The sequence below is a fragment of the Methylibium rhizosphaerae genome, assembly GCF_006386545.1.
In the GTDB taxonomy this organism is placed as follows: domain Bacteria; phylum Pseudomonadota; class Gammaproteobacteria; order Burkholderiales; family Burkholderiaceae_C; genus Pseudorivibacter; species Pseudorivibacter rhizosphaerae.
The window spans coordinates 1-25,723 of sequence record NZ_SWAR01000057.1; the positions used below are offsets into that span (position 1 = coordinate 1).

At 66.0% G+C, this 25,723-nt stretch carries 23 protein-coding genes and 1 pseudogene; 11 read left to right on the forward strand and 13 right to left on the reverse strand.

Features of this window, described 5'->3' with window-relative positions:
- Positions 1-167: 167 nt before the first annotated feature.
- Together E8D38_RS29150 and E8D38_RS25460 are read left to right on the forward strand one after the other, a co-directional pair.
- A pseudogene (locus E8D38_RS29150) lies at positions 168-289 on the forward strand (4-hydroxyphenyl-beta-ketoacyl-CoA hydrolase); the annotation flags it as partial.
- 437 nt (positions 290-726) lie between these two features.
- The gene (locus E8D38_RS25460; RefSeq protein ID WP_140637004.1) at positions 727-1,296 is read left to right on the forward strand and encodes a hypothetical protein; all 570 of its coding nucleotides are present in this window, start codon (positions 727-729) and stop codon (positions 1,294-1,296) included.
- Positions 1,297-1,582: 286 nt separating this feature from the next.
- On the opposite strand, the gene E8D38_RS25465 is transcribed toward E8D38_RS25460, so the two are convergent.
- Complete coding sequence (locus tag E8D38_RS25465) at positions 1,583-1,807, reverse strand: response regulator (protein WP_140637006.1); 225 nt, start codon at positions 1,805-1,807, stop codon at positions 1,583-1,585.
- A 127-nt stretch (positions 1,808-1,934) separates the two neighbouring features.
- Between E8D38_RS25465 and E8D38_RS25470 the strand changes: the two genes are divergently transcribed.
- Positions 1,935-3,089 (forward strand): PAS domain-containing sensor histidine kinase, encoded by a 1,155-nt coding sequence (locus tag E8D38_RS25470; RefSeq protein ID WP_181179439.1) that lies wholly within the window; start codon positions 1,935-1,937, stop codon positions 3,087-3,089.
- Between the two features lie 15 nt (positions 3,090-3,104).
- Here E8D38_RS25470 and E8D38_RS25475 read toward each other — a convergent pair whose 3' ends face one another.
- Entirely contained in the window at positions 3,105-3,623 is a 519-nt protein-coding gene (locus E8D38_RS25475) for a hypothetical protein (protein ID WP_140637010.1), read from the reverse strand.
- Here E8D38_RS25475 and E8D38_RS29555 point away from each other — a divergent pair.
- Together E8D38_RS29555 and E8D38_RS25485 are read left to right on the forward strand one after the other, a co-directional pair.
- Positions 3,617-4,135 (forward strand): hypothetical protein, encoded by a 519-nt coding sequence (locus E8D38_RS29555; protein ID WP_425462819.1) that lies wholly within the window; start codon positions 3,617-3,619, stop codon positions 4,133-4,135. The genes E8D38_RS25475 and E8D38_RS29555 overlap by 7 nt on opposite strands.
- A gap of 127 nt (positions 4,136-4,262) precedes the next feature.
- Positions 4,263-5,453, forward strand: coding sequence for a response regulator (locus tag E8D38_RS25485; protein ID WP_181179442.1), 1,191 nt, complete (start codon positions 4,263-4,265; stop codon positions 5,451-5,453).
- Positions 5,454-5,703: 250 nt separating this feature from the next.
- Here the strand turns inward: E8D38_RS25485 and E8D38_RS25490 are convergent, their stop codons facing one another.
- The 3 genes from E8D38_RS25490 to E8D38_RS25500 form a co-directional block, all read right to left on the reverse strand.
- Positions 5,704-7,917 carry a LamG-like jellyroll fold domain-containing protein gene (locus tag E8D38_RS25490; RefSeq protein ID WP_246099669.1) on the reverse strand — a complete coding sequence of 738 codons (2,214 nt, stop codon included), beginning with the start codon at positions 7,915-7,917 and terminating at the stop codon, positions 5,704-5,706.
- Positions 7,918-8,279: 362 nt separating this feature from the next.
- Positions 8,280-9,164 carry a hypothetical protein gene (locus E8D38_RS25495; protein ID WP_140637016.1) on the reverse strand — a complete coding sequence of 295 codons (885 nt, stop codon included), beginning with the start codon at positions 9,162-9,164 and terminating at the stop codon, positions 8,280-8,282.
- A gap of 121 nt (positions 9,165-9,285) precedes the next feature.
- A complete protein-coding gene (locus E8D38_RS25500; RefSeq protein WP_140637018.1) occupies positions 9,286-9,663 on the reverse strand; it encodes a hypothetical protein in 378 nt (125 codons plus the stop codon).
- 612 nt (positions 9,664-10,275) lie between these two features.
- Here E8D38_RS25500 and E8D38_RS25505 point away from each other — a divergent pair.
- The 4 genes from E8D38_RS25505 (at position 10,276) to E8D38_RS25520 (ending at position 14,802) form a co-directional block, all read left to right on the forward strand.
- Complete coding sequence (locus E8D38_RS25505) at positions 10,276-10,656, forward strand: winged helix-turn-helix domain-containing protein (RefSeq protein WP_181179445.1); 381 nt, start codon at positions 10,276-10,278, stop codon at positions 10,654-10,656.
- Entirely contained in the window at positions 10,653-10,994 is a 342-nt protein-coding gene (locus E8D38_RS25510; RefSeq protein ID WP_140637023.1) for a hypothetical protein, read from the forward strand. The genes E8D38_RS25505 and E8D38_RS25510 overlap by 4 nt, the downstream gene beginning before the upstream one ends.
- Positions 10,995-11,058: 64 nt before the next feature.
- Positions 11,059-13,920 (forward strand): TonB-dependent receptor domain-containing protein, encoded by a 2,862-nt coding sequence (locus tag E8D38_RS25515; RefSeq protein ID WP_181179448.1) that lies wholly within the window; start codon positions 11,059-11,061, stop codon positions 13,918-13,920.
- 72 nt (positions 13,921-13,992) lie between these two features.
- Positions 13,993-14,802 carry an energy transducer TonB gene (locus E8D38_RS25520; RefSeq protein WP_181179450.1) on the forward strand — a complete coding sequence of 270 codons (810 nt, stop codon included), beginning with the start codon at positions 13,993-13,995 and terminating at the stop codon, positions 14,800-14,802.
- A gap of 447 nt (positions 14,803-15,249) precedes the next feature.
- Here the strand turns inward: E8D38_RS25520 and E8D38_RS29160 are convergent, their stop codons facing one another.
- From E8D38_RS29160 to E8D38_RS25530, 3 genes are all read right to left on the reverse strand, one after another.
- Entirely contained in the window at positions 15,250-17,298 is a 2,049-nt protein-coding gene (locus E8D38_RS29160; protein WP_342779611.1) for a methyl-accepting chemotaxis protein, read from the reverse strand.
- Positions 17,299-17,643: 345 nt separating this feature from the next.
- Positions 17,644-17,814, reverse strand: coding sequence for a GTP-binding protein (locus tag E8D38_RS29170; protein WP_246099671.1), 171 nt, complete (start codon positions 17,812-17,814; stop codon positions 17,644-17,646).
- The gene (locus E8D38_RS25530) at positions 17,795-18,295 is read right to left on the reverse strand and encodes a GTP-binding protein (protein ID WP_246099673.1); all 501 of its coding nucleotides are present in this window, start codon (positions 18,293-18,295) and stop codon (positions 17,795-17,797) included. Before E8D38_RS25530 ends, E8D38_RS29170 begins: the two co-directional genes overlap by 20 nt.
- Positions 18,296-18,417: 122 nt before the next feature.
- Between E8D38_RS25530 and E8D38_RS25535 the strand changes: the two genes are divergently transcribed.
- Positions 18,418-18,987, forward strand: coding sequence for a hypothetical protein (locus tag E8D38_RS25535; RefSeq protein WP_140637029.1), 570 nt, complete (start codon positions 18,418-18,420; stop codon positions 18,985-18,987).
- A 289-nt stretch (positions 18,988-19,276) separates the two neighbouring features.
- Here E8D38_RS25535 and E8D38_RS25540 read toward each other — a convergent pair whose 3' ends face one another.
- The gene (locus tag E8D38_RS25540; protein WP_140637031.1) at positions 19,277-19,681 is read right to left on the reverse strand and encodes a hypothetical protein; all 405 of its coding nucleotides are present in this window, start codon (positions 19,679-19,681) and stop codon (positions 19,277-19,279) included.
- A 397-nt stretch (positions 19,682-20,078) separates the two neighbouring features.
- Between E8D38_RS25540 and E8D38_RS25545 the strand changes: the two genes are divergently transcribed.
- Positions 20,079-21,770, forward strand: coding sequence for a response regulator (locus E8D38_RS25545; RefSeq protein WP_140637033.1), 1,692 nt, complete (start codon positions 20,079-20,081; stop codon positions 21,768-21,770).
- A gap of 111 nt (positions 21,771-21,881) precedes the next feature.
- On the opposite strand, the gene E8D38_RS25550 is transcribed toward E8D38_RS25545, so the two are convergent.
- From E8D38_RS25550 to E8D38_RS25565, 4 genes are all read right to left on the reverse strand, one after another.
- A complete protein-coding gene (locus E8D38_RS25550; RefSeq protein WP_140637035.1) occupies positions 21,882-22,376 on the reverse strand; it encodes an AP2 domain-containing protein in 495 nt (164 codons plus the stop codon).
- Positions 22,377-22,403: 27 nt separating this feature from the next.
- Entirely contained in the window at positions 22,404-23,318 is a 915-nt protein-coding gene (locus E8D38_RS25555) for a PoNe immunity protein domain-containing protein (protein WP_246099675.1), read from the reverse strand.
- Between the two features lie 115 nt (positions 23,319-23,433).
- Positions 23,434-24,879 (reverse strand): hypothetical protein, encoded by a 1,446-nt coding sequence (locus E8D38_RS25560; RefSeq protein ID WP_140637040.1) that lies wholly within the window; start codon positions 24,877-24,879, stop codon positions 23,434-23,436.
- On the reverse strand, positions 24,876-25,723 hold an 848-nt coding region (locus E8D38_RS25565; protein WP_140637042.1), incomplete at its 5' end, for a DUF2345 domain-containing protein. The genes E8D38_RS25560 and E8D38_RS25565, both read right to left, overlap by 4 nt.

Genomic DNA, 25,723 nt, shown 5'->3' on the forward strand with positions numbered 1-25,723 from the left:
AAGAGGATTCAGACATCGCTGTGAGGCCACGCACCGCGTGGTTCACGGCGTACGCAATGTCATCGTGGCGTTGCATCGGTTCAACTCGAGCGACGGCGCTCATTGATCAGCGCATCCCTAGGGGTTTATCCGGGAGACGGTGTCCAAGGGTCAGTCTGTCTCCTACGATCGACTTCCTCGATATCCCGATCGTCCTCGCCCACCCAGCTGGCCTTGGCAGGACGAGGCGATCTCGCTGGCCATGCACAAGCCCAACATCTGGATCGACCTCTCGGGTTGCAGCCCGAAGTAGTCGGCAAGTCGAATCCTCCTAAAGCGACCTTCCCCAGGCACGCGCACTTGCTGTGACATCAACGCTTTACTGGCTATTGCGTCATGCGCGCGGTGTGGCGCAGCACCAGCGGCTGAAGGAATCCGAGGCAGCAAGCCGGAAAGCTGCCGCTCCTCAACGTCTCTTCCTGGCCGGCTGCGTACGTCGAGGGCGCGACCAGTAGCAGACTGATCCCCGGTTCTCCTGAGGAGTGGCGCCTCGACCTGCTTGCCCGGAACCAGCGAGGCCGATCGATGTGCCCGCGCCGTCAGTTCGCGGCAAGAGCTTTTGCATTGGGATTTCGTCCGCTACGAGCTGTAAGTCCAAGTTGTCTTCCGAGTAAGGGCACTGCACGATTTCCGACAGGCACAGCGCACGGTGAACCCGAGCGCTCTGTGCAGGGCCAAGGAAACATCGTGGAAGTCGTCCGCCGTTTGCATCTGCATCTCATCGAACTCGAGGCCGACATAGAGCAAGCCCTCCTTCAACCCACACGCAAGAGCGTCAGCAGGATTGCTCGCTTTGCAACTTCGGTTGTTTCAGCCATTGAGTTCGTGCTGCTGCCCGCGCTGCGAGTCTCGGGGCATCATCGCTTCAGGATCTCGGCGGTGGTCGCCTACAGCCAATTCAGGCGACGTATAACGGACATGGTCGTGCCATCCTCGGTGGGCGAGCCCCGCAGCGCCCTACGACAGCTGCTTCGAAGCGTCAGAGTGCTATCTCGGACCTGCGCCACGACGATGAATGCGTCGCCGGTGCATCTGCCATCGCGTGTCGAAGATGACCTCATCGCCGAGATAGACGCCGGTCGCAGGGACGCTGCGCCCTTGGACACGACCCGGGCACGCGCGATGGTGGACGAGGCGAAGGGAGTGTTGCAGCTTCTGGCACCGCGTGCCTCAGTGCTGGCCAAATGCAGTCGTGTCGTACGCCCGACACAGAATCCTGAAACAGCGCGGCGGGGCCTACGCGACCCAGTGCCCTGAGCAGAGTCCGTTCGGTCCGTCGCCGAGTTGGTGCACGCGGCGATGGTGTTCGATGACGGCCTGCTGCGCAAAGGAAGGCACCGGTCGCGGACCGAAAGACTCGTTGATGATCTGTCGGCGCGCGCCCATCACGGGCTCCTGCGATGCCAACAATTTGCGCAGGCCTAGGCTATTCCGTCCGGCGGATGGCCTCTGTGCGCCGCAGCCACTCGACAACCCGCTGACCGATCCACGACGGATCGAGCGGCTTGACCACGTGCTCGTCAAACCCCGCCTCCCGAGCTGGCTATTGCGCGACTTCGGGCGGCTGACCGCTGGCAGCGATCAGCTCCATCGGCCGGCCCCACGCCTGTTCGCGCATCTGCCTTGCAGCCTCCAGGCCCTCCATGATCGACATCTGCAGGTCCTTGATGACCACGCGCGGCCGGAAGGTATTCACCGATCGCAGTGCGCTGAGGCCGTTGGTGGCGGTTGCCACTTGGCCACCCGGCCCGAGCGCCTCGAGTAGCATCGCCAGACTGTGCGACGGCCGGCATGTGGCGTTCCCAAGCACATGCCGGTGCTATGTCCACCATCGGTCGAGGCCCTCGGGTGTCCTTTCCTTGAGGGCTGCGGACGCAAGCCCTTCAGGAGGAAAGATGGCTGCACAGGATCTGCCCCCCGCCGGCGCGGACTGGATCGGCAACTGGTTGGAACTGCTGCTGAACCGCTCGCGAGACTACGCGGTGATCCTCACCGATCCGCACGGCACCATCCTCGCCTGGCTGAGCGGGGCCGAACACCTCTTCGGCTACTCCAGCGGAGAAGCGATCGGCCAGCGGATCGGACGCCTCTTCACCCCGGAAGATCGCCAGCTGGGCGTGCCGGTCCACGAACTGACGACCGCAAGCCAGGTTGGCCGAGCCCAGGACGACCGATGGCACCTGCGCAAGGACGGCTCGCGGTTCTGGGGCAGCGGCGTCACGATCGCCGTGCGACAAGCCGATGGCCACTTGCTCGGTTTCGGGAAGCTGATGCGCGACCGTACCGACCTGCGCACCCAGGTCGAGACGCTGAAGAACCGGCTGCAGGTCGAGGTCGAAGGGCGGGAGCAGCGCGAGCTGGAACTTGCCACGTTGGCCCATGAGCTGCGCAACCCGTTGGCCCCGCTGCGCACAGCCACAACCGTCCTGCAGCGGTTGGCGGCCGACGACGCCCGCTTGCAGGGCCCGGTCAACATCATCGAGCGCCAGGTGGCCGCGTTACAACGCCTGATCGACGACATGATGGACTCCGCGCAGCTCAAGGCCGGCAAGATGCGTCTGCTGGTGCAACGCGCCAGCCTGCAGCAGGAACTGCTCACCGCCCTCACAGTGGTAGAGGCCAAGGCGCGAGCGAAAGGTGTGGAGCTGCGCCCGATCCTGCCCGACGTCTCCATCGGCATCGACATCGACCTCGACCGGTTTCAGCAGATCGTCGTCAACCTGCTGAACAACTCGATCAAGTTCACGCCGCGCGGTGGCATGGTCTGGCTCAAGGCCAGCGCTGACAGCGGCCATGCCATGGTGCGGGTCGAAGACACCGGCAGCGGCATCGCACCGGATCTGCAGCCGCGCATGTTCGAGCTCTTCACCCAGGGAGACAACACACCGTCGGGCCGTGACGGCGGGCTGGGCCTCGGCCTCGCACTGGTGAAAGACCTGGTGGCGCTGCACAACGGCACGGTGGCGGTGCGTAGTGAAGGCGTCGGCAAAGGCAGCGAATTCACCGTGCGCCTGCCGCTGGTGCAAGGCAGCGTGGGCGATGCCGGCTGAAGCGTTCAGGACAGGCTACGCAGCGACCATTTCGGCCTGCGCCGTTTCATGCACGACCGAGGTTCGCCACAGTCTGACCAACCTTGCCAGCTCGGCCGCGTCGCGGGGTCGGCACACCACTTCGTCGAAGGCGGCCGCCGTCGCCGAGGAGGTGTTCGCCGGATCAGCGGTCAGGCACACCAGCCGCTGTGGCTTGGCCAGCAACGGCCGGATGGCCGTGGCCAACAAGCTGCAGCCGGGGCCGGGAATGTCACCGTCAACCAACGTCAGGTGCGGCCGGAAGCCGGCCCACTGCCGTGCCTGCGAAGCGCCTTCGGCATGGCAGCCTGCCGCTCGCAGCCAGCGCAGCACCTGCGCAGACAGCTGCGCATCTGCTGTGACGAACACGACACGGAACGGCTGGGCGGGCATCGGAATACCGGATGTCAAAATGGGAAATAATTCCACCCATTCTGCCGACTGCAAAGCCCTATGGCAATCCCGGCGGTTCTGGCAGCAACGCGCGACCACTGGCCAAGGAGTACCGAATGTCAAGGCAGCCCCTCATCGCTATCAGCGCAGCGTGTCTGCTCGTCTCGTTTGCCGCGTGGGCGGACCCGGGCAAGGACGAAAGCGGCCACGGCCGTGGCAAGCGCGAATACAAGGAAGAGTTCCGGGACGGCAACTGCAAGGTCGAGCGCAAGTGGGAGAAGGATGGTGAGTACAAGGAGGAGCGCAAGTGCAAGGACGGCGGCCGTGCCGTGGCAGCCCATCCCTCGTACTTCCATCAGCACGGCTATACGCGGGTCCCGAACGGACACCTGCCGCCTCCGGGTGAATGCCGCATCTGGTATCCGGACCGGCCGGCCGGGCATCAGCCGCCGCCGTTCAAGTGCGGTGCAGGCCATGGCCGGGTGGAACCCGGTGGCTGGCTGATCACGCCGGGACCGCAACCTCGCGAGGTGGAAGTCTCGGTGTATGACCCTCGCCGACCTGGCATCGTGGTCGACGTGGGCATCTTCGACGCACGCACCGGGTCGATGATCCGTATCGTCGGCGCGAAGTAGTCTAGGTTGCGGGCAGAGATGCGCGCCGCGCTGGGCGCGACGGTTGCTCTGCGCGGGTATGCAGCCCCCTGCCCCCGCGTCATGGCATGACCTGGATGCGGTACTGACCGCCTCGGCTCGCCGCGCCATGGAAACCTGCGTGGCCCGGGGCGTCATTTTCCTGTTCGACTACGACGGCCCGGTCGTTCAGGCACGGCTTTCCGCTCCATTGCTCGAATGTCTGCAGGAACTGCCGAGTCAGTTTGCTCGCCAGGCAGACGACGGTTATGTGTTCCTGTCGGCGACGGTGGTATGGCAGCCGGCGGGAGCCGTGCTGCGGGCCCAGTTGTCCGGAAACTGTGTCGACGCCGCTGCGGTGCTGTCGCCACAGGCCCTGCGCCGGCTGCCCTGCGTGGAATGGGATCCAGTGGACATGACCCGCGGCCCGCTGCGAGCAACAGGCCACATCGGCGGAGGCCGCTTGCTGCTGCTCAGCGTGCCAATGGAGGGGTCGGTCTGCCATCTCGAGGCCCGGCTCGAATCGCAGGTGCTCTCGCCTCGGCCGGCTGTCGTTGACGCGCAAGGCGCGGTCGCCTGGCTGATCGCTGAACCACCCTACGTCTTTGACTCATTGACGCGCCGGCTTCAGCGCCTGGGCTGGCGCACTCGGGCATTGGCCAGTTGTGCCGAAGCCCGGCAGTGCCTCGCTGCGGGCGAAGAGTCGCCGGCCTTGGTGATGGGTGTCGAGCCGTACCAGGTGCGCATCGAGGAGTTCCAGGCGCTGGCTCGCTCGGTCGATGAGCGCTGCCAGCTGGTGTTTGCCACGCCACAGGCGAGGGCCGCGGGCCGGCGCGCCTTCGCAGCCCCGCGTGTGCAGGTGGTCGTGCCGCCGCTGAGTGCGCGCGAGCTGTTGGATCTGACGCAAGGTGTGCCCGACGCGCGCAAGCAGCGTTCGATGCGCAGGTCCTCAAGCGCCGTAGGATTCAATGACCGCCGCCGCGTGCTGGTGGTCGACGACAACCCGGTGAACCAGATCATTGCCCGCGAGATGGTGCACCTTCACGGCTTCGAGGCCGTGCTGGCCGACAACGGCTTCGACGCGCAGGCGGCATGCGAGCAGGCCGCCCCGCATGCGGTCCTGCTGGACCTGCACATGCCGGGCATGCACGGTTTCGAAGTCACCAGGCGGCTGCGTGCGCTCCAGCAAGCGGGAAAGTTGCCCCACTTGCGATCATCGCGGCCACCGCCGGCACCGCTACGGAAGCGGAGTGTCGGCAGGCGGGGTTGGACGCTCGCATCGGCAAGCCGATCGACTTCGACGCCTTGGGTCGGTTGTTGAACGACCTCGTTCGCGAGGCTGACTCCTGGTAACCGTTCAGACGCCGCTCGACAAGAGCACACGGCGCGCTGCGCAACGGCACCAACGCGAACTTGCTGCACCGTGGGAAACGAACTGACCCCGTTGACCAGCGCATCTCTGCGGTGCATGACGATTGGGCGTGCTTTCGGACGACTCGCCCCCAGTCCCGGGCGAGGCTCTGATGCCGCCCTTGCATGAAGCGAAATCCCGGGGCCGCTGAATCAGCGCCTCACCGCGCCAGGGCCGCGACCTCTGCCGCGCTCAGCGCGCCCGCATGGACACGGAAGTCCTGGATGCGCCCATCGAACGATGGATGTGCCCAGTTGCGCCCGAGGAAGGTCACCTGGTCGCCGACCTGGCGCGGCGAGAGCAGGATGTCGTCCGACTTCCCCACCTCGGTGCCGTCGACATAAAGCCGTGCGGTGTTGCCGCGCAGCGTGACCGCCACATGGACCCAGCGGCGAATCGGCATGGCCCAGGGCGCCTCGACGATCTGCGTGTCGTTGTGCGTCACGCCGTGGATCCCGAAACACAGCACGCCCGAGCCGCCCCGGGGCATGAGGAACATGGCGGAGAACCCATCATTCCCGGCGAAGAACATGGAGGTGTGCCAGCGCAGCGAATTCGCGTAGGCCCACAAGGACACACTGAAGTCGTCCAGGTCGCTGAAGATCCCCGCCGGCAACTGCAGGCCGGCCTTCTTGCCGTCGAACACGATGGCCTTGTCGCCCCGGCGCCCCTCACCCCAGGTGGCACCGTCCAGCAGCGCGCCCTCGACGACAGTCCACTTGCCGTCGGGAGCTTGAAGCATGCCCGTGGTGCCCGTGCCGTTCACGCCGTTCAGCGGCATGGCGTAGCGCGCCTCGCCGGGAACGGCGATTCGAGCCACATTCGAGCCGGCGGCGGCACCGATGCCTTGGGCGGTGACCTGGTAGTACCAGACGCCGTTGGGCGGCGTGTCGCTGTAGGTAAGCAGCTCGCTCGCCGACACCGTGCGCAGCAGGGTGAAGGGGCCGTTGGCCCGGTCGCTGCGCTTGACCGCGTAGGACGTGGCGCCGACGCTGCCCCACCACGACAGCACGACGCGGTTGCCGCGCAGATGGGCCGTGAGGCCCGACGCCGGCTTCATCGGCCCGGCATACACACGGCGATGGATCAGCGTCGGCCACCAAACGTCGTCGCTGCTGCCGCCATACTTCGGCTCGCACTGCACCACCATGCGCGCGACGTTCGGCGCCGCCAGCCCCATGCGGTTCACATAGTGGTTGTAGATCGGCTCCCAGGCGTTGCGGCCGTGCTGGAACGACTGGTTCACCTCGGTCCACAGGGCCGTGTGGGGCTCCGACGTATTGTGTTGGCGCGCAAACGGCATCGGGTAGGTCTTGCCGTTCTCGTCCAGCAGGTTGGAGCGCGCCACGTACTCGGCGGCTGCCAGGAAGCGGTTGTTGTACAGCCCGTAGAGATCGTCGCCCTGGTTCCAGGCCATCTCCAGCAGGTCGCCCCCCAGCGACATGCCAAGCGTCGCATGGCCCTGGTCCCGGCCGCTCTCCTGCCACTGCCCGAAATGGCCTGGGTGCATGAAGTACACGCCGTGCACGATGGAGCCATTGCCGAACATCTTCAGCTTGCCGCGGTTGTTGGCAGCGTAGTAGTCGCAGGCCAGGCGATAGAGGTCGGGCTTGTCGCAGAACACGCCGATTGCGAGGGCGCCGCACAGTGATGCCATGTCCCAGTTGGCATGGGACCGCAGCGGCGCGTCTTTGAGGCGGGCTTGCGAGATGCCGGCGAAGACGTTGAGCAGCATGTCCTGGAAGCGCTTCAGGCTCGCCGGCGCCCAGCCGGGGTAGGTGCGCAGGATCTCGCCGACTTGTGCGAACTGGTGGCCCTGGATGCCGGCCATGATGATGAAGGTGTGGTCGTCATGGGCGGTCGATCCCGGAGGAACCGTCCCGACCTCCTTCAGGGTGTTCGCCCAGGCGTCGAGGAACTCGACCGCCTTGTCGGCATAGCGGTTGTCCTGCGGGTCGGACAGCTTCCAGCGCAGTACCAGGGTCCAGGCGTGCTGGATGTCGCGGTACAGCGCGTACTTGGTACTGTCGGCCCGGTACACGGCGGGCTTCGGACTGGGCTTGGCGTCCAAGGAGGCTTTGGGCTCAGCGCACAGCTTGTTCCACCAGCCCTTCCACGGCTCCTGGCCGGCCTTGATGTGCGCGCGGATGCGGGTGGCGTCGGCTTCGGTGAGCAGCAGCCCCGGATGACGGAAGACGCCGGTCTCCGAGGCGGGGGCGGACGAGGACCGGCTTTCCTTTCCCAGCACTGACAGTTCGGACGGGTCAATGTCGTCCGAACCAGCGCCGCATCCGGGCAGCAGCGGGAACATCGGCAACAGACCCAGGCCCAGGGAGAGCGAGCGCCGTGCCTGATCGGGCAGTGGGTCGTTCACCTGGTCTTGGTTGGCGGCTCGTGCGAATTTCTTTGACTCGTTCACTTCAGGGCACTCGAGTTTTGATGCCGCACGGTAGCCCCGCCTGCCACAGAAGTCGCGACCGAGTTGTCACGGAGACATCACGGCGTGCGGGATGGCCGCCTTTCAACAAACCGTTACCAGGCCAGCGAGCGGATGGTTCTTGGTGCGCCGACGGATCAGCTTCGCCTTCTTCCTTCGCATCGAGTGAGTCCCGCAGTCTGCGCGGCCCACTCCAAGTTCATCGACCCAATGCCCGAGGACGCGGGCAAAGCACGCAAGCGCGTCACACGAGCCGTTGGCGTGAACCGGGAGGAGAAGCCCAGCGGCCCTATGTTGCGCTACTGAACCTGCGCCGTACCGCCGGGACTGGCGGCGATGTCTCGTCTACGCTGCATCGCACGCTTGAATGCCGTCACGGCAGCACTTGCGGCGAAGCCCAGGCTCCAGAGGAGAAAGGCCAACGCAAACGCCATCGCCGTCTGGCGCAGGTCTCGAACGACCTCAAGGCTCGACCACCTCAGCATCTGAGCCTCGTGCGCATAGCCGTACCACGCTGCGGTGCCGCACACCAAGCCGACGAGCGCTAGCCCGCCGGCAAGGCGCAGCATCGCACCAGGCCTCACGTAGAGCCGCTGGTTGAGGTGTTCGTTGTCGATCTTCTCGCCCAGCGCACTTCGTCTCAGCAGGTCGCGCGTGTCGGGCGCAACGACATCGCCGAGCGTACGGCTCAGGATCATTGCCGACAGCTGCGGCATGCGCGTGAGGCCCGGGTACACCCGGATCACGCGCCCGCTGGCCGTGTGCAGCCGAAACCATCCGCGCGGCTGAGAGGTGTGATCGACCCTGACGATCTGCGTCCAATCGGGGGATGCCCACCAGCCGAAGACGCCACGCTGACGCACCCCCAGTTCGTCGGCAGTGACCTTGGTGATGAGGTAGAGCCAGACCATCACCACCGAAAGTGCCGTCAGTGCGCCCAGCAACAGCCCCGTTTTTTCTAAAGCTGCTGGCCCCGACCGATGCACCGTCCAGAGGATGCCGCCGAAGAACGTGCTCCACGCGCCGCCGATGAAGCCATAGAGGGCGTTGTAGCGGCATTCAACAGTCACCCCACCTGCTTGAAGCGGGGCCCGCAGTTCACACCGCAATAGCCACACCTGGTGCACGAAGGTCAGAACGGCCGGAACCAACAGGCAGGCGATCAGAAAGAAGATGACTTTCACGGTTTTGTTGGGATCGTGTCGCGCACACGGTCGCTCAAGCGATTGGGTAGCGATGACCGGGCCACCCAGTCTGGCGCACCGCCACGTCGCCAGTCTCGGCGACTGCTGATGGGATGTCGGTTCAGCGAGGAGGCGCCCTGTGGTGCGCGGCAGCGTGTGAGGCTTCCAGTTCTTCAAACACCGACAGCCCGACCTCGCTGACCGTCAGCTTGTCCGGTGTACCGAAGGTGGACAGCAGGTTGTCCTGAGCCGGCTCTGCCTTCGGACGCGCCACCGCCGCGAGCCGCGTACGCAACTCGGCGAGGCCGGCCTGCGACCAGTCGTCGGTCAGCGCCTCCAGCTGAGCCAGCGCCCGTGCGATCAGAGGATCGGGCAAGGCCCAGACGGCCGCGTCACCACGCCGACGCAGCACCCGTTCCACCAGGGCAAGGTGAGGCAGGATGCCGCGCGCACGTGGATGCTGGCCGAGCAGGCTGGCGAGCTCGCCTTGCATCAACATCAGCAGGGGACCTGGCAACGCGGTGTGTGGCTGTCTCAAAGTCGCCGCCCCACTGGCCTGCCTGGACTCGGCGGTCCGGGCTGCTCCGCTGCCGCGGGTGGGAAACCAGCGCCGCAGCCAGCACAGCAGGTGCCGCGTCACCCGCCCCACCGGCCGCGGCCCGTCCTTTGCACTGCGAAGCCAATTCCGGCCCGAAGGCTTGCGCGCCGCAAGCCAAGCTGTTCGAACGCCACGCTCTGCGATTTCAGTGCTCATCCGCTACGACCAAATCTCTGTCTTCTGGGCAGTCTAGGCAGCCCTCCCTTCGCAAGACATGACGGTGGACCGCCGAACTCGCGACGGCCGGCCGGCACGAGCGCGCCGCCGGCGCTGCCACCACAAATTTCACGTCCGCCGCGCGGTGGATCCATGACCCCGCGCCCCTACTTGTAGTTGAAGCACTACAAGTGGATCCATCAAATACGGCGCGATATTGCCCACGTTCGTGAAAAGTTCCCCGACATCAACACTTGTTGAACAACTACATGCATGTAGAGTAATCACTACATACTGTTTCACACATGGCAAGGAGTTCGGATGTCCGTCTGCGGCCCCGATGTACAAGACCAGTCCGTGCCTCAGCCCGCCCCATGGGATCGCAAGGCCGTGCCGGCGCAGGACTGCACCTACCAGTTCGGCCGCTGCGAGATCAGCTTGGCGCGCCGCGAGATCACGGTGGGTGGCCAGCCCCGGGCACTGCAGCCGCAGCCGTTCGACGTACTGGTCTATCTCATCGAGCACCGGGAACGGGTGGTGCGCACCGATGAACTGCTCGATCGGCTCTGGTCCGACGCCGTCGTGGAGATCGACACGGTGTCGACCGCCCTGTCGCGCATCCGCAGGGCCATCGCTGACAGCAGCGACACCAAGGCGATCCTGACCCACCACCGCGTGGGCTACCGGTTCGTAGCCCCGGTGCTTCGCGTTGACGGCCAGTCGGTGCGCCGGCCATGACGACCGCATATCGCATCAGTCGCTGGGTGGAATTGCCCAGCTCATTCAAGGGGATCCGGTTCCGCAAGGCGCTGACCGCCATGTCGGTCGGCGCCGTCGACGCGCAGTGGATGAGCACCCATGCGCACCTGTCACCACAGGAACAGTCCGCACTGCTGAAGCAGTTGCGGCACGAAGGCGTACTGGCCGAGGTGGCGCAGCCACTGGCGGGCGTGCGTGCCGAGCCCTTCTTCGTCCAGCAACGGCCTCGCCCTCTACGTCGCCGCGGGCTCCTCGCAGACGTGGAGGCCTGGCTACTCGCCGGAGAACCGGCCGCACGGGCGCGCCGGCCCTCATGACCTGATGACTCGGCACAGGCGCACAGCCTGTGCAAACAGGTACCCAACCCAAGCAAGGAACCCCATGAACGTACATCGAAAGACTCGTATCGCAGCGGCAGTCGCCGCGCTCGCCGCGGCCCTGCCGGCGGTCGCCGCGGAAGAAGCTGCGACGCAGCCCACCGAGCTGCACCGCGTGATCGTCACTGGATCGAACATCAAGCGCATCGACGTCGAGACCTCCGATCCCGTGACCATCATCCGCCGCTCGGACATCGAACGTTCCGGCGCCTCGACGGTGGTGGACCTGCTGAAGTCGCTGCCCTGGACCACGGAGTCCCTGAGCGACAAGGACAGCGTCAACAGGTTTGCCAGCGGCGCATCTTCCACCTCACTGCGCCACATGGGAGCGCAATCGACGCTGGTGCTGCTCAACGGCCGCCGCCTCGCGCCGTTTGCGCTGGTGGACTTCAAGGACTACTTCACCAACCTCGACGCGCTGCCGCTGAATGCCATCGAGCGGATCGAGATCCTGAAGAACGGCGCCTCGGCCATCTACGGCTCGGACGCCGTGGCCGGCGTGATCAACGTGATCACCCGCGAGGACTACCAGGGCTTCGAATTCGGCGCCAACACGCAGAAGTCGTTGAACAGCCGCTCCTTCGGAGAAACCGGCATCCATGCCACGGCCGGCGTGGGCAACATGCAGGCTGACGGCTTCAACCTGACCGCGTCGCTGGAGCACTACCACCGCGAACGGGTCATGTGGCGCGACGTGATGGACGATGCTCCGAAGAGTTGGCGTGAGCGGCTCCCCTCGGCGCAAGACCAGCTTTCGATCTACAGCTCGCCGGGCAACCTGAGCCGGTTCGACCGCAGCGACTGGCATGCGGTGGCCGGTTGCGATGCCAACTCGCTGAGCGACGGCCTGTGCTGGTATGACCGGTACAAGGACATGGAAGTCCAGCCGGCGGCCGACCGCACGAGCCTGCTGGTGTCGTTCAAGGCCGCCCTCACACCGGATGTCACCGCCTTCGGGGAGTTCATCGGCACCCGCACGAAGACGAGCTATCGGCTCGACCGGCTGACCTACGGCAGCGCAGACTCAGCGGTGGTCTGGGTCAACTCCACCACGACCGAGCTGCAAGCCTTCCACTCCTTCGCGCTGCCGGCCACCCACCCGCTGAACGACATGGGCGAGGACGCTGTCCTCGCTTACCGCTTCGCCGACGTCAACCCGCAGCAGAACACCAGGAGCCAGAACTACCGCCTGATCACCGGCCTGCGCGGCAACACCAACGGCTACGACTGGGAAACGGCCCTGACCTTTGCGCGCTCGACCACCGCTCAGATGCGGCATGGCAGCGAATTCAGCCGCAACGGCTTCAGCCGGATGATCGGCGGCACCACCGACCTGAGCGATCCGGCTTCGCCCGTCGACCCCGACTTCTTCAACCAGCCGGGCGGCTATCGCATCGGCCAGCAGAACAGCCCCGAAGTGCTGAACGCCCTGTTTCCGCGGCTGGGCTCCCGAGGCAAGCTCACCCAGGCCACGGTCGACGGCAAGATTTCCGGGCAGCTGGGTGACCTCCCGGCCGGCCCGGTCAGCTTCGCGACCGGCTACGACCTGCGCCACGAACGGTCGGTCATCACGCCCACCGACAACGTGTCGAGCGGTGACATCGTGGGCTACGTTGCAGGCCAGACCGACGGCGCCCGCACGTATGGCGCGGTGTTCGGCGAAATCATCGTGCCCGTGACGCAGAAGCTGGAAAGCCAGTTGGCCGCACGCGTGGACAAGTTCCCGGGCTTCGGCGCGCACCTGTCGCCGAAGGTCGGCCTGCGTTTCCAGCCCACCAAGGACCTGCTGCTGCGTGCCACCGCCGAGAGCGGGTTCCGCGCTCCCAACCTGACCGAGGCAGCGCCCTCCACTCAAGTGGCGTTCTCGGGTACCACCGACCCGCTGCGCTGCCCCGGCGCACAAGCCTACGCAAACGACCTGCGAGCAGAGGCGGACAGCCTGCCGGCGTCCGACCCCCGCAGGGGCGAGTTGCGTGCCACCGCCGACCAGGCGGTCACCAATGAATGTTCCGCCGCGGTGGCCGAAACGATCAAGCACAACCCGGCCCTGAAGCCGGAGGTGTCGCGCGGCTACTCGCTCGGCCTGCTGTTCGAGCCGCTGCAGGACATGAGCGTCAGCCTGGACTACTGGAGCCTGCAGCGCAAGAACGAGATCGGACTTCGCAGCACCTCGGAAGTCGTGGGCGAGACCGGCGCGCTGCCCCCCGGCACCTCGGTCAACCGTGCGCCGCTGGACAATGATCCGACGTTCACCTCGGCGCAGCTGCAGCAGCAGTACGGCATCACCGCCGGCTCGCTGATCGGCGTGACGCGGCAGTTCGAGAACACGACGCGCACCCGCACCGACGGTATCGACATCGGCGCGAAGACGCGCTTCGGCACCCCGGTCGGCAGCCTGGAGCTGAACCTGCTCGGGACCTGGCTGAACCGCTTCCAGCGCTACAGCACCGCCACGGGTGGCTACGGCGACAACCTGGCGGGGCACTACGGCTACTCGCGCTGGAGCGCGAACCTGAGCGCCGCCCTGACCACGGGCGCCTTTGTCAACGGTGTGAAGCTGACCTACCGCAGCAGCACCAAACTACAAGACGACTCCTCCGATGCCGTGTGGTCCACACAGGGTTGCGCTGACAACTTCGGCCTGGCAGCCAGCCAGTGCCGCGTGGGCTCCTACGTTCGAACCGACTACTTCGTCGCGTACAGCGGTATTCGCAACGTGACGCTCGGCGCCTACGTCAGCAACCTGTTCAACCGCACCACGCCGTTCGATCGCAAGGCGTTCTACTACGCTGGCGAGCAGACGCCTGCAGTCGAGGACGTCAAGGGGCGCACGCTGCGCCTGGCACTGGACTACAAGTTCTTCTGACGAGCAGCCGGCGGGCCGATGTCCTGAGATCGGCCCGCCGCTTCCCGATCCACCAGAGCCAACATGGGTTCAATGCGTTTCCCCAACCTGTCGCGCACGCTGTATTGCGCGCTGCTTCTGAGCGCCGGCGACCTGCAGGCGGCCGCCGCGCAGCCCGATCCTTCGACGGACCCCCGGTTCGCGGAGGCCGCTGAACGTGCCCGCCTCGAGGGCGACAAGGTCTTCCAGCGGATCCTGATCAATGGGCAGTTGCCCAAGCGGGCCGCGCCGGCCGCCGCTGACCCGGCTCCTGCGGCTGCGAATACGCCCCCCGCCCCAGCAAAGCGGGCCGCCACGCCTCCCCCAAACAAGGCGGCCTCTGCGGCCACGCCACGCCCGCAGACCGGGCATGCGGAAAGCCCCCTGCGAAATGCCGGCACCCCGGCCCCCTTGGCAGTCCAGACGCCTGCGACGCCGCCCACACTTGCGGCTTCGGCTGCGCCGCCGTCGTCACCTGCGTCGGCCCAGGCTCCCGCAGTACCGTCCGACGGGCGACGGCCGCTTGCAGCCGAGACGCGCAGCGACACGCAGGATCGCCCCACGGCCGCCGCATCCCAGGCAGTCGAGCCCGAGCAGGATCAACCGCTGATCCTGCTGCACCAGGTCGACCCGGACTTCCCTGCCGCCATCGTGCGGCGCCAGAAGAAGGGGGTCGTGACGTTGCGCTTCGAGGTCCAGGTCGACGGGAGCGTGAACCAGCCAGAGGTGATCAGAAGCAGCAACCCGCGGCTGAACCCGGCGGCGCTCGCGGCGGTGGCTCAATGGAAGTTCGAGCCCTTGTCGCGGCCGCAGTCCGCCTCGGCTGAACTGGCTTTCGACCTGCATCAATCGTTCGACCAGTGAGGAGCGCAAGGGCGTGAGTCGCATTCAAGTCGCACCTTTCCCGCTGGTTGGCGGCCGGGGCATGAATGCGCACGAAATCAGCGAAGGCTGCGCCAGGCTCGCCGAATCAACGCTCAAGTGGTCGCCGGCCGGCGCTACCACATCCGTAGGCTCGACGGACTTCTGAGCAGCGCAGGGAGCGGCACCACAAGCATCCATCCCTTCGCATGGAGACCCTTGGTCACGGGACGGCCGGGCTAGAGGGGGCCCTACGCCTCTGCGACCCGCCACCGCCCCCCGGATTTCCAGTCATCGCCCAGGAACCACTGACATCGTCTCCATGGCGGAGCCCCGCTACATGGCTAGCTGTGCACCGTGGATCTGAGCTCACCGCTGCAGCCGACGCAGCAGTGCACGACGCCACAGAAGAGGTGAGGACTGCGTCGTCGTGTACCACCGCTTGCCGGCTCACGCCGCGGCGAGGCGGAACACCGCCACCGCATCGACCAGGCGCTGCGCCTGTGTCTTGAGGCTTTCCGCCGCGGCGGCAGACTCTTCGACCAGGGCTGCGTTCTGCTGTGTGTTGCGGTCCATCTGCGTGATCGCGGCACCGACCTGGACGACGCCGTCGCTCTGTTCGCCGCTGGCCGTGCTGATCTCTCCCATGATGTGCGTGACGTGCTCGATCGCCGTCGCCACCTCCTGCATCGTCGTGCCGGCCTGGCTCACCAGCGTGACGCCGTGCTCCACGCGCCCGGCGCTGGCGGCGATCAGCGACTTGATCTCCTTGGCGGCTTCGGCGCAACGCTGCGCGAGGCTGCGCACTTCGCCGGCCACCACCGCGAAGCCGCGGCCTTGTTCACCCGCGCGGGCCGCCTCCACGGCAGCGTTGAGCGCGAGGATGTTGGTCTGGAATGCGATGCCGTCGATCACGCCGATGATGTTGACGATCTTCTTCGAAGCGTCGTCGATGCCGCGCATCGTGTCGACCACCTGCGCGACGACTTCGCCGCCGCGTTGCGCCACTTCGCTGGCGCCGTGCGCGAGGCGGTCGGCCTGAGACGCGTTGTCGGCATTGCTCTTCACCGTCCCGCCCAGCTGCTCCATCGACGCGGCCGTCTGCTGCAGCGCCGAGGCCTGCTGCTCCGTGCGGGAGGATAGGTCCTGGTTGCCCTGCGCGATCTGTGCACTGGCCGTGGCTACGCCTTCGGCGTTGCCGCGCACCGTGGCGACGATGGTGCACAGGTTCACCTGCATGTCGCGCAGCGCCGTCAGAAGCTCGGCCGGTTCGTCGCGGCCTTCGATGTGGATGCGCGAGCCGAGATCGCCGCCGGCCACGCGGCGTGCCACTTCGGTGGCCTCTCGCGTGGGCCGCACGACACTGCGCGTGATGCGCCACGCGAGCAAGACTCCCAATGCCAGCGAGATGCTCGCGCTCGCCAGCATCTCGATCCAGGCCTGGTCGTACGACGCCTGTGCCTCGACCTCGGCCCGCCCGGCGATCTCGTAGTTGTAGTGGTCGGCAGTCTGCAACGCAATGCGCACGGCGTCCGCGGCCGCTGCGCTTTCAACAAGGAGCGAAGCCCGTTCTGACTCGTCAGACAGGTCGACCAGCCTGCGGTTCAGCGCCAGGTAGGCGGCGGCCTTGACGGCCAACGTTTCCATGTTGGCCTTGTCCTTGTCGTCGGTGAGCAAGGTCTCCACGTACAAGCCGGTGGCCTTGCGGTAGGCCGCCAGCGCTTCGTCGAAGCGTTCCTGTTGGCGGCGTCTGCCGTCGGCGCTGCGCTCCAGCACCAGCTGCAGCTCGCTGCGCTGCATGGCGTCGAAGGCGCGCGTGGCATTCGCCAGCGCTTCGAGCGACGGCAGCGTGTTGAGCTGCACGTACTCGTAGTCCGTCTTCATGGACCGCATCTGCCATACGGCGATCGCGGCCATCGCCACCGTCAGCAGCAGCAAGCGGGAGAAGCCGGCCCGAGCCGTGTGCCGATGCGCAGGTTTCTGAGGTTCATGGCGCCCTACCCTTTCTGAACTTGTGTGCGTTCTGAAAGCAGATATCGGCCGGAATTCAGGTGCCCTTGAGGGGCTGGATTCGTGATGCACGTCGCAGATGGCCCCAGGTTGGCCGCAATACGAGGCCAGACCAAAGTGAGAACCGACATAGTTCTCAAGCTGCAAGACCTTCCGCCTTCCACATGAGCCGGTAAGACGCCTCATTACCGGGATGATTGGTGACCGGTGTGTGCGACGACGCGAACAGCGCCGACAATCCGAGCTGTGTTCGATGATGCGCTCCATGTGACTCAGTCTCTGTCGCGACCACGTCACCGGCCGGCCGCAGCGCGTTCTCACAGCTGCTACCTTGAGCGACTGGGCCCCCCACTCCAAACGCCGGGCTTTGCCGAAGCCCCGTATGGGCCGCCGTGGCATCCGCTTGGCGCAGGCCGACGCCCCCCCAAAAAAGGCCAACAACAACCTCGCGGAGGTACAGAATGTCCACCAGGGAGCCGTAGCGATCATGGGGGACGGACATGCTTGCGTGCTCTTATCCTGAGGCTGAGTGGGTTCAGCGGTTCGCTGTAGAGCTTTGCACGTTGCAACATCAGGTCTCGTGGGCCGACGCGACGGCGAAGGGCTTCGATCTCTGGCCAAGGTACGGCATCTTCATCCCGGAGCCTGTGGCGCATTGGTTGGTGCACGACGAGGCTGAACCTGAGCGCCGATGAGCCTGGACCGCAGGATCCGTCATGATGGCCACCGATCCAGGCCCATGCAGACTCCCATACAAGACCTGCCACTCGCCAGCGCAGGCTGGAATGGCCGCAGGCTGGAACTTCCGCCGTTCGCGGGACTACGGCGCGATCCTCATCGATCCGCCGCGTGCTCCTCCCAGTTGAAGGCGTCCACATCGGCCACACACTGCTCCAGCCCTTGCAGCAGCGGGTCCTTTGGCAGGTCGCGCCCGATGAAGACCATCCTGCTCTCGCGCGGCTCGCCGTCCTTCCAGGCAGCGCCCTCATCGGCGCCCATCAGCATGTGCACGCCCCGGAACACGATGCGCCGGTCGTGCCCAAGCGTGGAGCAGGCCCTTGTAGCGCATCAACTTCGGCCCGTAGATCTGCAAGATGTCGCCCGGGAACCCTTCCACCTTTTCCAGCGCCAGCCCCCGTGATTCGCGGAACACGAAGGACGTGACGTCGTCGTCATGCGTGTGCTCGACATCGGACAGGAAGTCGGGCTCGATCAGGATGGCGTTCAAGTTGAAGCCGCGGATGTTCGGCGGATCGTCGATCGATGCCAGCCCATGCTGGGCCTCGCCAATCTTGGCGCGAGGGTTCATCTTCGCCAGCCGTCGGCGCAGCGTGTCGACCTCGCCCGCGCCAGCCACGTCGGTCTTCGTGATCAGGATGCGGTCTGCGAAGCCCACTTGCTCCTCACTGGGAGGCATGGTGGCCGTTGCGTGGGCGACCGCCTGGCCCCACGAGCTCGCAGCGTGCATGCCGGTCAACACCAGCATGAGGCCCATCCATCCGTTGCAGCAGCGCCGGCTGAACTTGCCCGCTGGAGCGCTCGGCTCTACCGTCCGGTGGACCCCCGCGACGAGGGAGTCGGGGGCTCGGGCCACGACAACAAGACCGGGTGACAGCCGTTGGCGAGGTCCGGCCGTCGGTCGCGGTGGGCGGCGGCGAGGGGCAATGGCTGCGTTTCAGCGAAACCATCTGGGGGCAATCGCCTGGCGGATTCTGGGACGTCGCACGACGCATCATCCAGCGTCGACCACATGCGCGCATCGACCGCCGCGCGTGCCAGCACCGGTCTGCCTGCGGCCACCGACCGCAGTTCCTGGCGCAGCGAGCGCGCTTCGTCGCGCGAAGCAGTCAGGTCCTGCTGCAGCTGTTCGATTTGCCGCTTGGCCTGGCCGAGTTGACGCTGGCTCAGCTGTTGCAACTGCACGTGCCGTTGCCTGTCAGCGGCCAGACGACGGCGTTGGAAGAAGTGCTGGACCGCCCACTCGAGCAGGAGCGTCGCGCAAAGTCCCAGCGCGACAAGTGCCGTCGTCATGCCAGTTGCAATCATGCTGACCTCCTTGACAAGGAGGTCAACTCATCGGCAGCGATCGGCAGCTCCCACGTGGTGGACAACGCCTCAGCAGGCTCCCACTCGGCTCGACGCAAATGCGCCTGTTTCAGGGCGTGCGCGACAGCCTGAAGACCATCCGTGCTGGGTGGCTCGAACGGCGCGCTGCCGGCAAAGCACGAGCTCTCCTGCGCGTCCTGGTGGTGCTCGATGGAGGTGAGTTGAGACAACATGACCTGGTCCCCCGTGGCTGCGTACCGCTGCAACCATGGAAGGCACTGTAGCCAGCTCGAGTGGCAGGCAGGGATGACGAATCTCACGCCCTGTCCCCGCCCACCCTCAAACAAGGGATGCCAGGCACCTGGATGGGCGCACGGCGCGACCGATGACATCGCGCATCTCTTGCTGAGCCCTATCCGGCTTAGCCCTCACGCACGCCGACGACGCTGTAGGGAGTGACGGGTGAGCCCGCGCCCTCGGGAAAGTACCCGAGGCCGCCACCGATGTACTGGCCTGGTGAGTCGATGAGGTTGAACTGGAATGACACCGAGGCCTGGGCGCGATCGCCACCAAGAACGAAGCTGATCGTCGGGCCGAGAGCGCTGACGAAGACCACGCCGCTGACTGAGAGAGGCTCGGACCCGAGTACGTCGGGGATGAGCAACGAGCCGGTGAGTGGCTCGACGTATACCCAGACGCGCTCACCCGCGGAGGGCTGCAGTGATGACTGCTTGTCGATGGGAAGTGCTGCAGAAAACGCCAAGGTTCCGGAGAAGATGGAACCATCGAGCCCTTGCAGCGCAAGGGCATAGCTGACTGAGGCCATTTTTCGTCTCCCTGGTTCAGGCAGCGGACACTACTGCACTGCAGCATGCGCGCCCACCCCACACATGAGTCATGCGAGGCGGACAGTTGGCGTTGACAACAACAGCCACGACAGCTACCGCTCGCATGGAACGCACTTGCCATCCGAGCAGAGAGTGAAGGCCGTCGTCACTGGTGGCGAGGCCCCATATGCGCAGCGCCGGGCAATCGCCGCGGAGCGACCTGCGATGAGGCGGGGGAGTTGAGGGCAGCTGTAGGCGCCGGGACCTACCACATGCGTCGATGTATCGAGAAGAACTTTGACTCGATCGCCACCGCGAACGCAGAATGCTTGCAGGCCGGAGCGGCAGCGGCAACACCAAGGTGCAAGCCCCGCCCCCGGCCTCAGGGAGCGAACAATGCGAGTGATTGACGCCGACATCCGGCATGCGAACGCGCTGGTGATCGATCCAAACCCGACGTCGCGCAGCGTCCTGGCAGCCATGCTCCGCGAGGGCGGCCTCACCAACATCGTACAAATCAGCAAGGTCCTGGAGGCTCGCCGCACGCTCGAGTTCCGCAATTTCGACTTCGTGCTGTGTGAGTACCACTTCGAAGGCGAGTCGATGACGGGACAGGACCTGATGGCCGACCTTCGTCTCGCCCAACTGCTGCCGCTGTCAACCGTCGTGGTCATGATCTCCAGTGAGTCGGCGTACACCAAGGTGGCCGAGGCGGCGGAGGCCGCGCTCGATGCCTACCTCATCAAGCCGCACACCGAGCAGGCGCTGCTGGATCGCCTGATACAGGCCCGGGCCCGCAAGAAGGCGCTCAAGGATGTTTTCGTCAAGATCGAAGAGGAGGCGCTGGTCGAGGCCGCCGAACTGTGCCAAGTGCGCTTCGACACTCGAGGCCCGGCTTGGCTGCCCGCGGCCCGCATCGGCGCAGAGCTGTGGCTGCGGCTAGGCAAGCCGCACGCGGCCGAGGCGATGTTCTCAGCGATCCTCAAATGCGGTGCGCTGCCTTGGGCACAGCTCGGCATTGCACGGTCACAGTACGAATCCGGCAGCGTGCTGCAATCACGGCGAACGCTCGAAAGCCTGCTCAGCGAGCAGCCGGGTTACGCGGACGCTTACGACATCATGGGCAGAGTGCTGCTGGACCAAGGCGTTCCGCAACAAGCTCTGGACTCGTTGCGTCGCGCCTGCAGCATCACACCCGGCTGCGTCGCGCGCTTGGTCAAGTTCGGCCTGCTGGCTTTCTACTACGGAGAAGAGAAGGAGGCCGAGGAGGCGCTGCAACGCGCAGCGAGGCTTGGGCATAACTCGCGCACCTTCGACTACCAGGGGTTGGTGCTGCTGGCAGCGCTTCAGTTCGACCGACACGACGCGCGAGGATTGGCGCAAACGCTGGATACCATCACCAAGGCGAGCGAGCAACAAGGCGGCAGCGCACGGCTGCGGCGCTTCCATTCGGTCATCAGGATCTTCAAGCTGTTACTCGACCGATCGGTCCCGGAAGCCGTGCAGCTCACCCGCTCGTTGCTGCAGGAAATCCAAGCGCCCACCTTCGAATTCGAGGCCGCGACCAACCTGCTGATGATGCTCACGCGACTGCACTTCCACGAAGTCCGGCTCGATGACACCGAGCACTACCTCACCCTTCTGGCACGGCGTTTTGCCGTCTCGCATACAACGTGCGAGCTGCTGGCCAGGGCAACGCAAGGGCTGTCCGAGTTCGAGCAGGTCGTGCGGACCGAGTACGCGCAGACGGGTGCCACCGCCGAGGAGGCGGTATCGCACACGGTCGCGGGACGGCCACGACAGGCGGTGCTTGTGCTGCTCGAGGCCGCTGAGCTCTCGTTCAACTCCAAGCTGATCGACCTGGCACTGCACACCCTCGATCGACATCGCGCCGCCATAGAGGAAGGTGCAACGCTGCAGGCGCGGGCCCTTGAGTTGCACAGGCAGTACCGAAGCTATGGCACACAAGTTCAGCTGGCCAAAGCGGACGATCCCCGTCTGATGGGTGACGTGGCCAAGAACCAGGCTCCGCCGCCTGCGGCACAGTCGGCAACCTCAGCGCTCCCCGGGCCCCTGCGTGGTCGATGAGCCAGTGCCTCGCGGAGGGCCGAGCGAGCGCAAGCCTTGAACACGTGCGGCCGATCCTGGAGCGCCTCCCAAACGCGGGCTGCGTCAACCAACGGTGCGGCCTCCAGACGTTCAGACGCTCGGCCGCAGGTGTTCAGGGGCTGCGTACAGGTAGTACCCCTGTAGCCCGGCCACGAAGTCCTTTCGCGCCTCGATCGCCCGCTCGAACGCGGCATCGAAGCCGAAGCGGGAAACCGAAAACGACTTGCTGCGAAATGGCTTCACTCCTTCCGGCGTCTGGGCCTGCCAGAACAGGTACTCGACCTCTTCGCCGGCGGCATTGCGTTTCCGCTGGCACCGGAGGTAGACGCCCGGATAGCCTGATGAGTTGTTGCTGCGCAGGAGCTGGCTGTACTCGGCCTTGGTAAGGGGCCGCACTTCATGCGCGACACGATCGCGCCAGGCTTTAGCAGCCGCCAACGCCAGGTCGAGGCTCCCATAGCGGGCCGAGCTGAAGCTGCGCATGTGTTCCTCGCCGCGGCGCACCAGCGCGACACGCCACCCGGGGCTGGTCCCCGTCAGCGGGCGGATCCCGTACATCTCGTCAGGCTGCTTGCGATAAGCCATGAGTGATGCGGTTTGCGCTGTGCCGGACTACTGCTGGCGTTCGTCCCACTGCCAGATGGTCGCGCCGAAGTCGGTGCTGAAGGCGGGCATCGTCTCGCCCTGTGCGAAGCGGCGGCGACTGTCAGCCTTGGCGGGCGTGAACCAGAAGCCCTCGCGAGGACACGGTTGCCCGGCTTCGCAACGCAGGCGGTCCGTGGCCTTCCCGTCTTCCGATTCCGACAATGCGCGGTTCGCACGCGCCCAGGCCACCAGGTCCTTCGGGTAGTACAGGTACTGGTGCAGGCTCGAGTCGTCTTCGATGCCCAGCAGCAGCACCGCAGCGCCGGCTTCGAAAGCCCAATAACCGTAGTAGCCGCCCTGCTCGCCGGCTTCGTTGGCCTTGTGGCTGTCGTGCCAGCCCGTGCCGGCCAAGTCCTTGTACCAGCGCTTCAGGTAGCGATGCAGATCCTTGAGGGCTGCCTCATTGTCTGCACTGCTCAACGCATCCGCGAGCCCTTCATAGGGCTTGCTGCAGCGCAGGACTTCGGCTTCGTAGCGATTCTCGGGCCCGACGGCAAACGACATGAATTCTTCATACAGCCAGTCAGCCCCGCCATTGCCCTTGCCCCGTTCGCCGACGGCATCGAGCCCGTCCTGGAGCGCGGCGACGCGCGGCATCAGGTCGCGCCGGTGCAGCAGGAAGCACAGGCCAATCAGCTGCATGAGCTGGCAGTAGTCGTCGATGCTGTCGAGGTCGAACGCAGCCTCGTTGCGGTCATTGCGGTACTGCCACAAGACTTCTCCGTAGCGCTCAAAGGCCGCGACCGCTTGCTCGAGCTGGATGCGCAGGGGGTCGATGGGCTCGCCAGCCGTGTACTGGACAAACAGGCTGTCCAGCAGGTCGTCGCCCACGGTCCGCCGTGCGAGCACATGCTGGTGCATCTCGCTGTCGCCGCTGCCCATCGGGTGGGTGGCGAAGTACTCGCTGGACTCCTTGCAATAGCAAAGTGCTTCGCGGTACGTCTTCTCGCTCAGGAATTGCTGCCGTCGCTTCTCGTGAAATTCCATCTGCGTCTACCTATTGATCCCGGCGGTCGGCAGGTGTGATGCCGGCTCGGTCGTTGACGACTTGCGCGATCTCGTTGTCGCCCCATTCACGCGTGACCTGATGCGCCGCGTGTGTCGCGTGCTCCACTGTACGGCCCGAGGCATGCAGGATCAGCGCTTCGGCATGCGCCACCGCCTGCGGAATGGCGAAGAACAGCACGTGGCGCGAGTAGCCCTGTTTGCGAAGCTGTAAGTTGTTGGCGGCTCCGACAGCCTTGGGCAAGCGCTTCCTGACCCAGTCATGGCTCATCTGCGTGACCTTGCCGTTGGTCTGACGAACGCCAGCACCCGCACTGCTGCTGTTGCCCTTCGCACCGGATCGTCCCGCGCGTGCCGAGGGCCTCGGGGTGGTGCCTGAGCTCTCCGTCTTGTCCCCCGCCTCCCCCAGCAGGGCCTTGAGGCTCTTGGTCGGGTCATAGCTGGCCTTGGCCTCGATCACCGCATAGGGCTTCGCCCCGCCGGGGGTCTTCCACACCGAGTCGATGCCGCGGCCTCTCGGGATGCACGGCCACAGCGGGATCAGCTGCCCGTTGTCGTTGAGCTTGGCGGTGTTGCGCGCCCCCTGGTCGTGGCGCACCTTGGTGCCCCAGCCCTTGGCGTCCTGGCAGTGGTAGTCGGCCATGTGTTCGCCCATCACGCCCAGCACCTTCTGAGTGAGGCTCTTGAAGCGGGCGCTGCGCTGGGTGGCAGCATTGGGGGTGTTGGCGCTGGCAGTGTTGTGGTGATCGCCCTTTCCCTGGCTGCCGGCCTTGGCCTGGGTGCTGGGCTTGGCGCTCGGCGTGCCCGCCGCGGGCTTGGCCGCAGGGCCGGTGTCGGCGCTGCTCTTGCGCCCCTTGGCCAGCCAGTCGTCTACCTGCTTCTTGAAGGCGTCGAACTGCTTGCCCAGGTTTTGGCGGATCTGCTCGATGCTCTTGTTGACCTCGGGGCTCAGGCGCTTGGTGAGGTTCGGGTTGGTGAGGATGTCGTCGAGCGTCTTGCGCAGCTTCGACAGGTCGAGCACCTCGCGCAGCAGCTTCTCCGGGTCGCCCTTGTAGAGCCGGCGGATCATGTCGAGCAGCTCGTCGATGTGCACCGCACCGCTCTTGACGGCGCGAAGCGAGCGCTTGGCGGCATCACCGCCGCCGGGAATGAGGCCGATCAGCGCGGTGATGAGGTTGAACCAGGCCAGCGGGCTGGCCGGGGCGCCGGCCACCTCGACCAGCCCCTTGATGATGTCGCGCGCATCGACCACCTGGCCCAGGATGGGCACGCAGCCGATCACGGTTTCCGCGAGGATCGCCCACGGCGCGTTGTTGTCGCCCTTGACGAAGCTGACCGCCTCGTCCTTCAGCGATGCGAGCCAGCCCTTGCGTTCGGCGCGCGCGGTGGCTTGGGCGGCCTCGGTGGCCCCACGGGTGGCGACCGCGGCGCCGCTCACGACTGGCCTCCGCGAAGTTGCTCGGCCATGGCTTTCTGTTGTGCCTCGTCGAGGTAGTGCCAGAGGTTCTCGCCGTCCGGCTCGTCCGCTCCGGCATTGAGTTCGGCGCGCACCTCACGTTGTTCGCCGGTGGCGTGCTCGGACCAGAACCGCTCGGATTCGTCGAAATAGCGCTCCAGGTTGGCGATGGCTTCCTCGTTCGTCGAGCTGCCGCCCTTGAAGCGGTTGGGCGGCAGCTCGACGCGGGCCTCGGGCGCACGCGGGTCTTCGCCGTAGTACACCCGCGCCAGCTGGTTGGGCACGCCGTCCAGGCGTGCATGCCCGTTGCCGTCGAGCCGGCCTTCACGCACGGTGCCGTCCTCGAACACCACGCGATACGGCGCGCCGGCCACCGGCTGCAGCCATTCGTCGTGGTAGTTCAGTTCGAGGAAGTTGGGCTTTTCGCCGGCCAGGCCTTGCGGCAGCGCCGGCAGGCTGGCCTCGCCGCTCGCACCCCCACCCCAATCATGCGTGGCCCCCTTCACCGTGAAGCTGCCCGGGCACACGAAGTCGATGTTGGCGCCCTCCAGCTTCACCTGGGCCTGGCCGGCGGTGAGGGTGATGGCGGTGGAAGCGAGGATGCGGATCTCGTCGTTGGAGCTGGTGACCTGGATGTCCTGGTCGGCCAGCAGCTCCAGGGCGTCGGTGTGGGCGCGCAAGGACAGCGGTCCGTTGGCCGCCTTGGCCTGCAGGCCGCCCGCGTGGGTGAACCAGCTGGTGGTCTCGCCGCTCACGCTGCTGTAGGTGTGGGCGGCCGTGAGCTGCACGTCGCCCTGGGCCACCAGGCTCAGGTCCTGCCCGGCAA

Coding starts and splice junctions, on each gene's coding strand:
- E8D38_RS25485 (WP_181179442.1), top strand. CDS start 4,263: ATGGAAACCTGCGTGGCCCGGGGCGTCATTTTCCTGTTCGACTACGAC.
- E8D38_RS25465 (WP_140637006.1), bottom strand. CDS start 1,807: ATGCTACTCGAGGCGCTCGGGCCGGGTGGCCAAGTGGCAACCGCCACC.
- E8D38_RS25540 (WP_140637031.1), bottom strand. CDS start 19,681: ATGGCCTCAGTCAGCTATGCCCTTGCGCTGCAAGGGCTCGATGGTTCC.
- E8D38_RS25550 (WP_140637035.1), bottom strand. CDS start 22,376: ATGGCTTATCGCAAGCAGCCTGACGAGATGTACGGGATCCGCCCGCTG.
- E8D38_RS25510 (WP_140637023.1), top strand. CDS start 10,653: ATGACGACCGCATATCGCATCAGTCGCTGGGTGGAATTGCCCAGCTCA.
- E8D38_RS25470 (WP_181179439.1), top strand. CDS start 1,935: ATGGCTGCACAGGATCTGCCCCCCGCCGGCGCGGACTGGATCGGCAAC.
- E8D38_RS25500 (WP_140637018.1), bottom strand. CDS start 9,663: ATGTTGATGCAAGGCGAGCTCGCCAGCCTGCTCGGCCAGCATCCACGT.
- E8D38_RS25520 (WP_181179450.1), top strand. CDS start 13,993: ATGCGTTTCCCCAACCTGTCGCGCACGCTGTATTGCGCGCTGCTTCTG.
- E8D38_RS25530 (WP_246099673.1), bottom strand. CDS start 18,295: ATGCTGGTGTTGACCGGCATGCACGCTGCGAGCTCGTGGGGCCAGGCG.
- E8D38_RS25545 (WP_140637033.1), top strand. CDS start 20,079: ATGCGAGTGATTGACGCCGACATCCGGCATGCGAACGCGCTGGTGATC.
- E8D38_RS29170 (WP_246099671.1), bottom strand. CDS start 17,814: ATGCTGATGGGCGCCGATGAGGGCGCTGCCTGGAAGGACGGCGAGCCG.
- E8D38_RS29555 (WP_425462819.1), top strand. CDS start 3,617: ATGTCAAGGCAGCCCCTCATCGCTATCAGCGCAGCGTGTCTGCTCGTC.
- E8D38_RS29160 (WP_342779611.1), bottom strand. CDS start 17,298: ATGATCGCTACGGCTCCCTGGTGGACATTCTGTACCTCCGCGAGGTTG.
- E8D38_RS25555 (WP_246099675.1), bottom strand. CDS start 23,318: ATGGGCAGCGGCGACAGCGAGATGCACCAGCATGTGCTCGCACGGCGG.
- E8D38_RS25515 (WP_181179448.1), top strand. CDS start 11,059: ATGAACGTACATCGAAAGACTCGTATCGCAGCGGCAGTCGCCGCGCTC.